A 12763-nucleotide genomic window follows, 5' to 3' on the forward strand; every position below is an offset into this window, starting at 1 on the left:
ATGCAAGCCGTGAGCAGGCAGGCCACCCCGGCGCGCAAGGCACGGCTCGCGTCACGGCAGGGATCCACGCTACATCGGAGCCGGTACCGGGAGGCCCACGACCATGACCGACGACTCCGCGCTCGCGGCTCTGGCCCCGCTGTTCGAGGAGGTGTTCGGCGAGCCGGTCCCGCTCACGCCCGCGCTGACCGCCGAGGATGTCGAGGGCTGGGATTCGACCCGGATGATCGAACTCATCGTCGCAGTCGAGGCCCGCTTCGGCATCAAGCTCACCACCCGCGAGGTCGACGGGCTGTCGAGCGTCGGCGATCTCGCGGCGATCATCGCCCGCAAGGCGCCGCGGTGACCGCCGATCTCTCCTGGCTGCCGCCGCCGCCGCAGGACTTCGCCGCCCGGCTCGCCGACGCCGAGGCGCTGCCCGAAGGGCAAGCCTGGGACGCCCTGGTGGCGCTCGCCCGCACCCGCCTCGACCCGGCGCGGACCAACCGGCTCGACCGGGCCTTGCAGCGGCGTTTCCCGGAGGCGTCTCCGGCCGGCCCGGCGGTGCGTCTGGCGCTGCTCGGCTCCTCGACGCTCGCGCACCTGGCCGCCGGGATCCGCGTCGGGGCTTTGCGCCGCGACCTGCGTCTCACCGTGTGGGAGGGCGTCCATGGGCAGTACCGCCAGGAGATCGACGGCGCTGCGTTGCGCGCCGTCCGGCCCGACATCGTGCTGCTCGCCCTCGACCCGGCCGACCTCCTCGGACCGGGCGACCCGGCCGCCGGGCCGGAGGCGGCTCGCCTCGCCGAGGCACTCGGCGGGCTGACATCGCTCTGGGCCCGGGCGCGGGCGGCGCATGGCTGCACCCTCATCCAGCAGACGCTGCTGCCGGCCGCCTTGCCGCTGATGGGCGGCAACGAGCACCGGATGCCGGGCTCGCTTGCGGCTCGAACCTTGCGCCTCAACGCCGCCCTGCGGGATGCGGCGGAGGCCGAAGGGGTCGATCTCCTCGCCCTCGACGACGCGGTCGCGCGCCACGGCCTCGACGCCTGGCATGATCCGGCCCTGTGGCTGCGGGCCCGCCAGGCGGTGACCCCGGCCGCGGCACCCCTCTACGGCGACCTCGTGGCCCGGATCGTCGGCGCCCGGCTCGGCCGCTCGGCCAAGGCGCTGGTCCTCGATCTCGACGACACGTTGTGGGGCGGGACGATCGGCGAGGACGGCCTCTCGGGTCTCGTCGTCGGGCAGGGGAGTGCGCTCGGAGAATCCTTCCTCGCGCTCCAGGCTTATGCCCGCGACCTCGTGCGCCGCGGCATCGTGCTCGCGGTCTGCTCGAAGAACGATCCCGAGACCGCCCGAATGCCCTTCCGGGAGCATCCCGACATGCTCCTGCGCCTCTCCGACGTCGCGGCCTTCGTGGCCAACTGGGACGACAAGGCGACGAATCTCCGGCGCATCGCGGCGGATCTCCGGCTCGGCCTCGACGCGCTGGTCTTCGTCGACGACAACCCGTTCGAGCGCGCCCTGGTGCGCGATCACCTGCCGATGGTGGCGGTGCCGGAGGTGCCGGAGGAACCGGCCCTGGTCGCCCGCTGCCTCGCCGATGCGGGCTACTTCGAGGCCGTGACCCTGACGGACGAGGATCGCGGGCGAGCCGGCGCCTACGCGCGAGACCCCGTCCGCCGGGAGGCCCGTGACGCCGATCTCGCCACCACTCTCGCGGGACTCGGCATGCGGCTCATCGGGCGCCCGTTCGACGCGCTCGGGCTCGCGCGCATCGTCCAGCTCGTCAACAAGACGAACCAGTTCAACCTCACCACCCGGCGCCTGCGCGAGGCCGAGGCCGCCGCGCTGATCGACGATCCGGACGCCGTCACGCTCCAGCTGCGCCTCGTCGATCGGCTCGGCGACAATGGCGTGATCGCGGTCGTCATCGCCCGGCGCGCACGCGACGATCTCGTCGTCGAGACCTGGCTGATGAGCTGCCGGGTGATCGGGCGACGGGTCGAGGAGGGAATTCTCGCGGTCCTGGCGGCCGAGGCCGCACGCCGGGGCGCCCGGCGCCTCGTCGGCCTCTACCGGCCGAGCGGGCGCAACGGGATGGTGGCGGATCTCTATCCGCGCCTCGGCTTCGTCGCTGACGGCGAGGGGCGGTGGGTGCTCGACGTCGCGGGATATCGGCCGCCGCCAGATCTGCCGATGGTGGTGGAGCCGGGCTGACCGCGCATTCACCCCACCCCCGGCAAGCATCCCTCCGTCACCCGCCAGTGCCGCGTCTCGACCGCCGTGCCGGCGGGACCGGCCAGAAGCAGCCCGATCTCCGCCTCGGTCTGGCGCTTGCGCGTCTTGGTGGCGGTGTAGATCGTCTGCCAATCGCCGCGGCGGGCGGGATCGGCCTCGCGGCGGGCATGGGCGGGAGCGTCGGGGAAGGTGAGGGCGGCCCGGGTCCCGCAAAAGCCCTCGGGCAGGCGAATCTCCGCCGCGACGACGTGGAGGCGGTTCCCCCGCAACCCGGTGACCGACCGGGAGCCGATCAGCGTGCCCGGATCGGGCGACGCGGTGTCGAGGGCGTGGCGGACGGTCTCGGGCGCCGACAACAGCGGCGGGCCGTCCGGCGCCAGGGATGGCGGATCGACCAGGCTGTGGTGCAGGGCGTAGGCACGGCCGCAGACGGCGAGCCAGCCCGGCAGGTCGGCATCCGTCGCTGCGGCGTAGGGGGCAAAGCGCGGCAGCGTGCCCTGCATCAGGCCCTCGCCGCGCCAGACGACCCGGCCCGGCGGGATCTCGCCCGCCTCGCAGACCCGCAGCAGCGTCACCGGGCCGATCGCCCGCAGGGCTGCGAAGAGGCGGCGCACCGCGCCCTCGGTCTCCGCGGGTGGCCCCTTGCGGACGAGGATCTTGTCCCCGGCGGCGAGGTCGGCGAGCAGCCGGTCCTTGAGATAGGCCACCCGGCGGATCTCACGGCCGAGAATGTCGGCCGGGTTCACGTGGGGCGCCATGTCGCCCGTATGGTAGGCGAAGCCGTACCGGCGGCTATGGCAGAACAGGTAGCCGCCGGCCCCGACCCGGACCTCGATGTCGTCCGCCCCGCCGTAATGGGCAAAGCGCGTCTCGACCGCGTGGGTGAGGTCGGCGAGCGGCGTCGAGGAGAGCCGGAACAGCCCGAGGGGATCGGCCCCGGCATAGCGCTGGGCGATGCCGAACTCGCAATTGTCGCCGAGGCTCTCGAAAGCGCCGAGGAGGGAGGCTGCGGTGAGTCCTGCCGGGGCGGCGGGCGCTTGGCGGAAGAACGGGATCATGAGGCCGGGATTTGGGCCGGGAACGCCTCCGGCCCGCCCTCCGCGGGCCTCAGCACCTTCCCGGGATTGAGGATGCCGAGCGGGTCGAGGGCGCCCTTGAGGCGGCGCATCAGGTCGAGGGCGACCGGGTCCTTGTAGCGGGGCAATTCGTCGCGCTTGATCAGCCCGACCCCGTGCTCGGCGGCGATCGAGCCGTCCATGGCATGAACGATGTCGTGGACGATGCGGTTGACGCGCGGCCACTCGGCCAGGAAGGCCGCCTTCTCGGCCCCGACCGGCTGGGTCAGGTTGAAGTGGATGTTGCCGTCACCGAAATGGCCGAAGGCGCAGACCCGCACGCCCGGCAGGGCCGCCTCGCAGGCGGCGGTCGCCCGCTCCAGGAACTCCGCCACCCGGGAGACCGGAACCGAGACGTCGTGCTTGATCGAGCCGCCCTCGTGCCCCTGCATCTCCGACAGGCTCTCGCGCAGGCGCCACAGGGCGGCGCCTTGCGCCGCGCTGCGGGCCATCACCGCGTCCTCGACGAGACCGGCTTCGATCAGCTCGCTCAAGCGCGACAAAAGCTCCTCCTCGGCGTCGGGATCCGGCGAGGAGATCTCCACGAGGGCGTAAGACGAGTGGTCGCCGGCGAGCGGGCGCACGGCGCCGGGCAGGTGGCGCAGCACCACCTCCAGGGGGAAGCGCGGCACGTATTCGAAGGCGGTGAGCCGGGATCCGAGCCGGCCGCGCAGGGTCCCGAAGGCATCGAGCGCGGCGCGGGCCGAGGCGAGGCCCAGGAAAGCGGTGGCGGTCGAGACCGGCCTGGGGTGCAGCCGCAGCACGGCCGCCGTGATGATGCCGAGCGTTCCTTCCGAGCCGACGAACAGGTTCTTCAGGTCGTAGCCGGAATTATCCTTTCGCAGGGCGCGCAGCCCGTTCCAGACCTGGCCATCCGCCAGCACCACCTCGAGCCCCAGCGTCAGCTCGCGGGCATTGCCGTAGGCGAGCACGGCGGTGCCACCCGCATTGGTGGCGAGGTTGCCGCCGATCCGGCACGAGCCTTCGGACGCCAGCGACAGCGGAAACAGCATCCCGGCCGCCTCCGCCGCCTGCTGGACATGGGCGAGCACGCAGCCGGCCTCGACCGTGATGGTGGCGTCCAGCGGATCGACCGCCCGCACCCGGTCGAGGCGGGCGAGCGAGATCACCACGCCGCCGAACGGCACGCCGCCGCCGACGAGCCCGGTATTGCCGCCCTGAGCCACCACCGGCACCCGGGCCGCGGCGCAGGCGGCGACCACGGCGGCGACCTCCGCGGTGTCGCGCGGCCGCACGACCGCGACCGCCTGGCCGCGATAGAGGCGGCGGGTCTCGTCGAGATGGGGGGCGATGTCGGTCGCGTCGGTGAGGACGTGTGCCGGCCCGAGGCGGGCCGCGAGGGTGTCGAGCAGGCTGTCGGTCACGGGAGCGGGATCACGAGGGAGGGGGTTGCGGCGGAGCGGGATGGCGCCCCGCGGCACCGCCCTCTAGATAACGGTCGGCCGGCCCTTTTTCCAAGATGCGCGGCCCATCGCGACCCTTCGCCCGAGACAGCAGGCCCATGCTCTCCGTGATCCCGAACCCGCCGCGCATCGCGCTCCCGATCCAAGGCACCGACGACCTGTTTCCCGTGCGCCGGGTCTACTGCGTCGGGCGCAACTTCGCCGCCCATGCCCGGGAGATGGGCGCCGACCCGACCCGCGAGCCGCCGTTCTTCTTCATGAAACCCGCCGACGCTCTCCAGGTGGTGCCGGACGGCGAGACGGTGGCGCATCCCTATCCGCCGAAGACCGAGAATTACCACCACGAAATCGAGCTGGTGGTGGCCCTCTCCAAGGGCGGGCGCGACATCCCGGTGACCCAGGCCCTCGACCACGTCTACGGCTACGCCGTCGGCCTCGACATGACCCGCCGCGACCTCCAGGACGAGGCCAAGGCGCTGCGGCGCTCGTGGGAACTGGGCAAAGCCTCCGATCTGTCGGGCCCGGTCGGCACGCTCAAGCCCGCCTCCGTCATCGGCCACCCGGACAAGGGCGCGATCACGCTGTCGGTCGACGGCACGCTGCGCCAGAAGGGCGACCTCTCCGACATGATCTGGTCGGTGGCCGAGCAGATCGCCTATCTCTCGACCTATTTCGCGCTCGAGCCCGGCGACGTGATCTTCGCCGGGACGCCGGAGGGCGTCGGTGCGGTGACCCACGGTCAGACCATGGTCGGGTCGATCGAGGGCGTCGGCGAGATCCGCCTGACCGTCGTCTGACGCCGTCACGGTCTCGTGCCACGAGGCCGGCCTCAGCAGACTTGCGTTGGCGGGCCGACGCTTCGCCCGCTTAGGCTCTTGTTTGATCGCAGATTGTTGCCGCCGAACCGGTGACCACTTCGGCGAAATCTGCTGAGCCGGTGCGCCGATCGCCAGGAGAATTCCGGTCGAACTGTCGTCGCCCGGCTCGCAGGGCCGTCCGGGGAAACAGATGGCGCGGGACATCCCCTCCCCACAAGGGGAGGGGAAAGCGTCTGGTTTGACAGCAGGTTGATGCGTTCAAAGGCGGGGTCTGCCTCTGCCAAGCCGCCCGCGACCCGGATCCGCATCCGGTCAGGGGTGATGTCGAGGCGCCAGCACGACACCGTCCGGCGGCTCGGCCGGGGCACCGCCGTGATACCGCCCGTCGACATAGGCGAGCGCCGCGCGGATCACTCGCTCTGAATACGGCTTGGCGATGATCCCCGCCGCCCCGGCGAAATCCGGCGGCACGCGCTTGGCGTTGGCGGTGGTGAACAGCACCGTCGTCCCGGGCCGGGCGGTGAGGGCCTGCGCCACCGCGACGCCGGTCGGGCCGTCGGCGAGGTGGATGTCGACGAGGGCGATGTCGGGCGCGAGGTCCCGGGCGAGCGCGATCGCCTCGCCCGAGCGGGCCGCGACGCCGACCGGGATATAGCCGGCCTCTTCCAGAAGGCACTCGAGTTCGAGGGCGATGAACGCCTCGTCCTCGACGATCAGGACCCGCAGGCCGCCCGCGCTCAACGACCGGTTTCCAGCGGCAGGACGACGTGGATGTGGGTGCCGGGATTCAGGTCCTCGACCGCGAGGCTGCCGCGCAGCTGGCGCACCAGCATGCCGACGAGGTCGCGGCCGAAGCCTTCGGGATTCTCGGACTGCGCCGGCATGCCGATGCCGTCGTCGCGGATGTCGAGGATTAGGCTCGCATCCTCGGCCCGGGCCGTGATGGCGACGCGGCCGTGCCGCTCGCCCGGGAAGGCGTGCCGGACCGCGTTGACCGCCAGCTCGTGCACCAGCAGCGCCAGGGGGGCGGCCATCGAGGCCGGCACCGCCACCGCCTCGACATCGACCGAGAGGGCGATCCGGTCCGGGTCGATCCCGGCTTCAAGGTCGGCGGCGAAATCGGCGGCGAAGTCGCGCAGGTCGAACCGGGCAACGTCGCTCACCGCGTAGAGCAGGCGGTGGGCGGTGGCCAGCGCCCCGATCCGGTCGGCCATGCTGCGCAGCACGTCGCGGCAGGCGGCGTCGCGGGAGCGCCGGGCCTTGAGCAGCACCAGCGACGAGATGACCTGGAGGTTGTTCTTCACCCGGTGGTCGACCTCGTGCAGCAGGGCAGTCTGCTGGTCGAGAGCCGCCTGGAGCGCCCGGTTGCGCGTCTCGAGATCCTGGGCGAGGGCGTCCTTCTCCCGCATCAGCGCCCGCTCGGTCCGGTGGGTCCGGGTGACGTCGGTGAGCACCGCGAAATAGGAGCGGACGGATCCCGCCTCGTCCCGCACCGGGCTGAGGGTCATGGCGTTCCAGAACGGGAGGCCATCCTTGCGGTAGTTCAGGAGATCGACCCGCAGCGATTCGCCTTGGGCCACCGCGTCCCGAACCTGGGCGATGGCGGCGGGATCGGTGTCGGGCCCCTGGAGGAAGCGGCAGTTGCGCCCGAGCACGTCCTCGGCTGCGTAGCCGGTGAGACGGCAGAAGGCGTCGTTGGCGAACACGATCGGGTTGTCGGGTCGGGCCGGGTCGGTCATCACCATCGGCGCCTCGCTGGCGCGGAAGGCGGCCAGGAACGGCGCGTCGGCGGCGTGCCTCGCCATCTCGGCCTGCCCGATCCCGACCTGCCTCGGAGCATCCAACCCGATCATCGACAACCCGCCCGTCCGCGGCCAGCCCCGCCCGGAGGATCCGCGGCGGAACGGGACCGCAGCCCCTGAACTTCAGCGAACCCGCGACAGCGGGCGGGGTTCCCCGCTGCGCATGTAAGCTGCGGTGGACACAATGTTAATTCTTCGTCCATCATGATCCCGCCCACATGCCGGGGTCAACTGTGCAGCTGCCGCCACGGCCGCACGCGCCGCCTCATGCTCGGGGGATGACGATCACGATGACGACGACGGCCGGGACAGAGGGCGCGGGCTGGCTCGCCCGCACCCGTGCCACCCTGCGGGACGTGCTGGCGGACCGGCAGATGGCCCTGATGCTGGTGCTCGGCTTCGGCGCCGGGCTGCCGCTCCTGCTCGTCTTCGCCACCCTGTCGGCCTGGCTGCGCAGCGCCGGCATCGACCGGTCGAGCATCGGGCTCCTCAGCTACGTGTCGCTCGCCTATACGCTGAAGTTCCTCTGGGCCCCGGTCATCGACCGCATCGACCTGCCGGTCCTGTCGCGGTGGCTCGGCCGCCGCCGGGCCTGGATGCTGCTGGCGCAACTCGCCGTGGCGGCGGGCCTGATCGCCATGAGCCGGTCCGATCCGGCGAACGCGCTGGGCTATACCGTGGTCTGCGCGCTGGTCGTCGCCTTCGCCTCGGCGACCCAGGACATCGTCGTCGACGGCTGGCGCATCGATTCTGCGCCGACCGAGCGCCAGGGCATGATGCTGGCCTCCTACCAGCTCGGCTACAGCCTCGCCCGCATCTGCGCCGGAGCCGGGGCGCTCTTCGTGGCCGATGCCTTCGGCTGGGCCCCGGCCTATGGCAGCATGGCGCTCCTGATGGGGATCGCCGTCGCCGGCACGCTGGCGGCGCCGATGGTGCAGGCGCGCGATCCCGGCCCCCGGCGCGGCTGGCGCCATGCCCTGCGCGAGGCGGTGGTCGAGCCCTTCGCGGATCTCGTCGCCCGCAAGGGCTCCGGGCTGGTGCTGATCCTGGCGCTGATCACCGTCTACCGCCTGCCCGACATCGTCTCGGGCATCATGGCCAACCCGCTCTACATCGACATGACGTTCTCCCTGTCGGAGATCGCCACGGTGTCGAAGGTCTACGGCGTCTGGGTCGGCATCGCCGGGGCTTTCGCGGGGGGCATCGCGGTGAGCCGGCTCGGGCTCTACCCGGCGCTGCTGATCGGCGGCATCGCCGCCTCGGCCTCGAACCTGATGTTCGCCTGGCTGGCGCTTGCCGGCCACGACCTGCCGCTCCTCGTCGCCAGCATCAGCATCGACAACTTCGCCGGGGCCTTCGCCGGCACGGCGCTGATCGCCTACATGTCGGGCCTGACCTCGCCGGCCTTCGCGGCGACGCAATACGCCCTGCTCTCCTCGCTCTACGCCCTGCCGGGCAAGTTCGTCGGCGGCCTGTCGGGCTTCGCCGTCGAGTCCTTCGGCTACCCGGCCTTCTTCGTCATGACCGCGGCCATCGGCATCCCGGTCACGCTGCTCTGCCTCGCCCTCCGGCTGCTTCCGGGCGAGACCCGGGGGCCGGCGCCGGCCCCGTCGGAGGAGGTGCCGGCACGGGCCTGACGAATGGCAATGGCCGCCCCTTGCGGAACCCGCCCCCGGCGCCCCAGCTTTCCTCCCGTGCCTGTCGTCCGCGAGGGAGCGCCCGTGTCCGAGATCGTCGCCGTCGAGCCAGCCCCGTCCCCCGTCCCGGTCGGTGCGCCGGAGCCGTTGAGCGCTGAGGATCACGGCGCCCTGCGCCGGGCCGTCGCGGCTCTGGAGCGTCCGAGCCTCGCCGGCCGGCTCTCCGCCATGGCCGGCGGCCCCCTCGACCTCATCACCCGCGCCCTGCCGGCCCCGGTCGTCGAGGCGGTTGGCCACGCCACCGAGACCGCGATGCGCGGCGCCCTGCACGTCGCCCTGGCGACCCTGCCGAAGACCGCCGAGGCGTCCGTGGACCAGGGCGCCCTGGTGCCGCTCGGCCCGGATCTGTCGCCGTCCTGGCGGACCAAGGCCATGGAGTTGCTGGAGCGCTTCCCGCCGGGCGATCGCGGCCACAAGGCGCTGGCGGCGGTCTCGGGCGCGATCGGGGGCGCCTTCGGCATCACCACGCTGGCGGTGGAACTGCCGATCTCCACCACCCTGATGCTCCGCTCGATCGCCGAGATCGCCCAGCGCGAGGGCGAGGACCTGGCCGATCCGGAAGCCGCCCTCGCCTGCATGCAGGTCTTCGCGCTCGGCGGCCGTGGCCCCACGCAAGGCGAAGGCGGCGCCGGGAGCGCGGCCGAGAGCGGCTATTTCGCCGTCCGCGGCGCCCTCGCCAAGGCGATGTCGGAGGCGGCCCGCTACGCTGCCGGCCGCGGCCTCGTCGACGAGAGCGCGCCGGCCCTTCTCCGCTTTGCCGGCCAGGTCGGGGCCCGCTTCGGCGGCGTGGTCTCGCAGAAGCTCGCCGCCCAGGCGGTGCCGGTGCTCGGCGCCCTCGGGGGAGCGGCCGTCAACACCGCCTTCATGGACCATTTCCAGGCCGTGGCCCGCGGCCACTTCACCGTGCGGCGGCTGGAACGCCGCTACGGCAAGGCCCTGGTGCGGGAAGCCTACGAGGCGGAGCGGGCGTCCCTCGCCACCGCGTAGCGGCGTTTCAGCAGGGCGTAGACGAGGCGCGCGGTCTGCACCTCGCCGCCCTCCGGCCGACCCGGCTTCGTGCTCGGGTTCCAGCCGTAGAGATCGAGATGGATATGGGCCTTGGCCGCCGGGGCGAAGCGGCGCAGGAACAATGCGGCGGTCACCGCCCCGGCGAAGGGGCCCCCCGAGACGTTGTTGATGTCGGCCACCTTGGACTCGAGCAGCGAGCCGTAGGGCGCCCAGAGCGGCATCCGCCAGACCGGATCGTTGACGGCGAGACCGGTCTCGGTCAGCTCTGCCGCCAGCCCGTCATCCTCGGTGAACAGGGCCGGCAGGTCGGGTCCGAGTGCGACCCGGGCCGCCCCCGTCAGGGTGGCGAAGTCGAAGACCAGCTCGGGCGCCTCCTCGTCGGCCAGCGCCAGCGCGTCGGCCAGGATCAGCCGCCCCTCCGCGTCGGTGTTGCCGATCTCCACGGTGAGACCCTTGCGGCTCGCCAGCACGTCGCCGGGGCGGAAGGCGTCGCCGGCAATCGCGTTCTCGACCGTCGGGACCAGCACCCGCAGCCGGATCGGCAGCCCGGCGCCCATCACCATCTCGGCCGCGGCGAGGGCCACCGCGGCCCCGGCCATGTCCTTCTTCATCAGCAGCATCGCGGCGGAGGGCTTGATGTCGAGGCCGCCAGTATCGAACACCACCCCCTTGCCGACGAGGGTCACGCGCGGCGCGCCTGAATCGCCCCAGGTGAGGTCGATCAGGCGGGGTGCCCGCGGCGAGGCCCGGCCGACCGCCGCGATGAGCGGAAAGCCCTCGTCCAGGGCCTGGCCCGAGACCACCGTGACGGCGGCGCCGAAGCGCGCGGCGAGAGCCCGGGCCGCCGCCTCGATCTCCGCCGGGCCGAGGTCGTTGGCGGGGGTGTTCACGAGGTCGCGGCCGGCCGCGACGGCCGCGGCGATGCGGTCGATCTCGGCGGCGTCGATGCCCTCGGGCGCGACCAGCCGGGCCTTGGGTGCCGGCTTCTCGCGGTAGCGGCCGAAGCGGTAGCCCGAGAGCCGCCAGGCGAGGGCCGCGAGCGCCGGATCGCCGGGCAGGGATTCGAGGCGATAGGTTCCCTCGGGCAGGGCATCGGGCAGGCGCCCGACCGCGAACGGATCGGCCCGGTCCCCGGCCTCGACCCCGAACAGCACGCAGGCCAGCGCCCCGTCCGGGCCCGGCAGCAGGGCGGTCCGGCCGGGCTTCGCCTCGAACCCGGTGGCCGTCGCGAAGGCGGCGGCAAGGGGCGGCAGCGCGGCTGCGACGCTAGGCCAGCCGGCAGCGTCGACGCAGAGGATCGGGATGGCGTCCTCGGTCGCGGGCAGGAGCGTGGTCACGCGGGGCATCCCTTCCTTCAACGCTCGGCGAAGCGCCGGAGGGGGAGACAATACGGTGCGGTTGTCAATGCCGGCTCCCACCCGTCCCGACGTCCGCGCCGCCGGAGAGGCTGTCGCGTTAACGGGTCATTAGGGTTAACGATCTATCACCAGAGCCACGAGGGCCGTGGGAGCGGGATTGCCACATCCCAGGCCCGTCCCTGGAGTGGCCGATGCCCGCGACCGTCGAGACCCGTCCCGCCCGCTCGAATGCCTTGCGGCGGCTCGCCGTCGTCGGCATGGTGGCCTTGATGGCGTCCGGGTGCTGGTCGCGCCAGCCCTTCACCACCGGCTCGATCGATGCCAGCATCCCGCCGGACACCGCCCGGCGCGACATCGAGCGTCTCGCGTCCCGCTACGAGAAGGACCCGGGCGATATCGGCACCGCCATGGCCTACGCTCAGGCTCTGCGGGCGACCGACCAAGCCGCCCAGGCCACGGCGGTCCTGCAACAGACGGCCCTGCGCAACCCGAAGAATCCGGCGGTGCTCGCCGCCTACGGCAAGAGCCTGTCCGAGGTCGGCCGCTACGCCGAGGCGGCGGAGGTTCTGCGCAACGCCCATTCGCCGGCCAATCCCGACTGGCGCGTGCTCTCGGCGCAAGGCGCCGTGGCCGACCAGATGGGCGACCACGTCCAGGCCCAGCGCTATTACGAGGCCGCGCTCAAGATCGTGCCCGGCGAGCCGTCGGTGATGTCGAATCTCGGGCTGTCCTATGCGCTCGCCAAGCGCCTGCCCGAGGCCGAAGCCACGTTGCGCCAGGCGAGCAACGATCCCCGCGCCGACGGCCGGGTGCGCCAGAACCTCGCCCTGGTCCTCGGCCTCCAGGGCCGCTTCGGCGAGGCCGAGCAGGTGCTGGTCCGCGACCTCGGCCCGACGCAGGCGGCGCAGAATGTGGCGGCGCTCCGCGCCGTCGTGTCTCAGCCCAACGCCTGGAAGGCGATCAGGTCGGCCGAGCGGACGAAGGCGCCGCACGGGGGCGCGTCCGCGATGTGAGGCGGTCCGGTGACGGTCCGTCACCGGCCCATGCTGTCTGGACGAGCGGAATGGCGGGGGTCGCGCCCTCGTCCCGCCGGCAACCGGACGGCTCGCCGCTCACGGGACATCACGGCGGCCTGACGTCCGGTGGATCGTCCGTCCCTCAGGCGTGGAGGCCGCTCTCGTCGTGGTGTGCGCCGAGCGCCGGGCCGCGCCGTTCTAAGCAGACGTGCGTTGGCAGGCCAACGCTTCGTCCGCTCCGATTCTTGTTTGATCGCAGATTTCCGCTGCCGAACCGGTGACCATTGCGGCGAAATCTGCTTAGG

Annotated in this window: 11 protein-coding genes; 6 read left to right on the forward strand and 5 right to left on the reverse strand. The window is 72.5% G+C overall.

Annotated elements, in window-relative coordinates; all coding sequences use genetic code 11:
• The first annotated feature begins 103 nt into the window (after positions 1-103).
• Both VP06_RS03520 and VP06_RS03525 read left to right on the forward strand, forming a co-directional pair.
• Positions 104-346, forward strand: a complete 243-nt coding sequence (locus VP06_RS03520) for an acyl carrier protein (protein ID WP_048462460.1) — start codon at positions 104-106, stop codon at positions 344-346.
• Complete coding sequence (locus tag VP06_RS03525; RefSeq protein ID WP_048462461.1) at positions 343-2199, forward strand: HAD-IIIC family phosphatase; 1857 nt, start codon at positions 343-345, stop codon at positions 2197-2199. Before VP06_RS03520 ends, VP06_RS03525 begins: the two co-directional genes overlap by 4 nt.
• Positions 2200-2207: 8 nt before the next feature.
• Here the strand turns inward: VP06_RS03525 and VP06_RS03530 are convergent, their stop codons facing one another.
• Together VP06_RS03530 and VP06_RS03535 are read right to left on the reverse strand one after the other, a co-directional pair.
• Entirely contained in the window at positions 2208-3278 is a 1071-nt protein-coding gene (locus VP06_RS03530) for a hypothetical protein (RefSeq protein WP_048462462.1), read from the reverse strand.
• Entirely contained in the window at positions 3275-4720 is a 1446-nt protein-coding gene (locus VP06_RS03535; RefSeq protein ID WP_048462463.1) for an FAD-binding oxidoreductase, read from the reverse strand. The genes VP06_RS03530 and VP06_RS03535 overlap by 4 nt, the downstream gene beginning before the upstream one ends.
• A gap of 137 nt (positions 4721-4857) precedes the next feature.
• On the opposite strand from VP06_RS03535, the gene VP06_RS03540 reads away from it, so the two are divergent.
• Entirely contained in the window at positions 4858-5556 is a 699-nt protein-coding gene (locus VP06_RS03540) for a fumarylacetoacetate hydrolase family protein (RefSeq protein ID WP_048462464.1), read from the forward strand.
• Positions 5557-5889: 333 nt separating this feature from the next.
• On the opposite strand, the gene VP06_RS03545 is transcribed toward VP06_RS03540, so the two are convergent.
• Together VP06_RS03545 and VP06_RS03550 are read right to left on the reverse strand one after the other, a co-directional pair.
• Positions 5890-6318, reverse strand: a complete 429-nt coding sequence (locus tag VP06_RS03545; protein WP_048462465.1) for a response regulator — start codon at positions 6316-6318, stop codon at positions 5890-5892.
• Positions 6315-7382 carry a PAS domain-containing protein gene (locus tag VP06_RS03550; RefSeq protein WP_048462472.1) on the reverse strand — a complete coding sequence of 356 codons (1068 nt, stop codon included), beginning with the start codon at positions 7380-7382 and terminating at the stop codon, positions 6315-6317. Before VP06_RS03550 ends, VP06_RS03545 begins: the two co-directional genes overlap by 4 nt.
• 287 nt (positions 7383-7669) lie before the next feature.
• On the opposite strand from VP06_RS03550, the gene VP06_RS03555 reads away from it, so the two are divergent.
• Both VP06_RS03555 and VP06_RS03560 read left to right on the forward strand, forming a co-directional pair.
• Positions 7670-9016, forward strand: coding sequence for an AmpG family muropeptide MFS transporter (locus tag VP06_RS03555; protein ID WP_048462473.1), 1347 nt, complete (start codon positions 7670-7672; stop codon positions 9014-9016).
• 84 nt (positions 9017-9100) lie between these two features.
• Positions 9101-10063, forward strand: coding sequence for an EcsC family protein (locus VP06_RS03560; RefSeq protein ID WP_048462466.1), 963 nt, complete (start codon positions 9101-9103; stop codon positions 10061-10063).
• Here VP06_RS03560 and VP06_RS03565 read toward each other — a convergent pair.
• Positions 10027-11430: a leucyl aminopeptidase family protein gene (locus VP06_RS03565; protein WP_048462467.1), complete on the reverse strand. Its 1404-nt coding sequence runs from the start codon at positions 11428-11430 to the stop codon at positions 10027-10029. The genes VP06_RS03560 and VP06_RS03565 overlap by 37 nt on opposite strands.
• Positions 11431-11633: 203 nt before the next feature.
• On the opposite strand from VP06_RS03565, the gene VP06_RS03570 reads away from it, so the two are divergent.
• Positions 11634-12455 (forward strand): tetratricopeptide repeat protein, encoded by an 822-nt coding sequence (locus VP06_RS03570; protein WP_048462468.1) that lies wholly within the window; start codon positions 11634-11636, stop codon positions 12453-12455.
• The last annotated feature ends 308 nt before the right edge of the window (positions 12456-12763 follow it).

The organism is Methylobacterium aquaticum (assembly GCF_001043915.1).
GTDB classification, from domain to species: domain Bacteria; phylum Pseudomonadota; class Alphaproteobacteria; order Rhizobiales; family Beijerinckiaceae; genus Methylobacterium; species Methylobacterium aquaticum.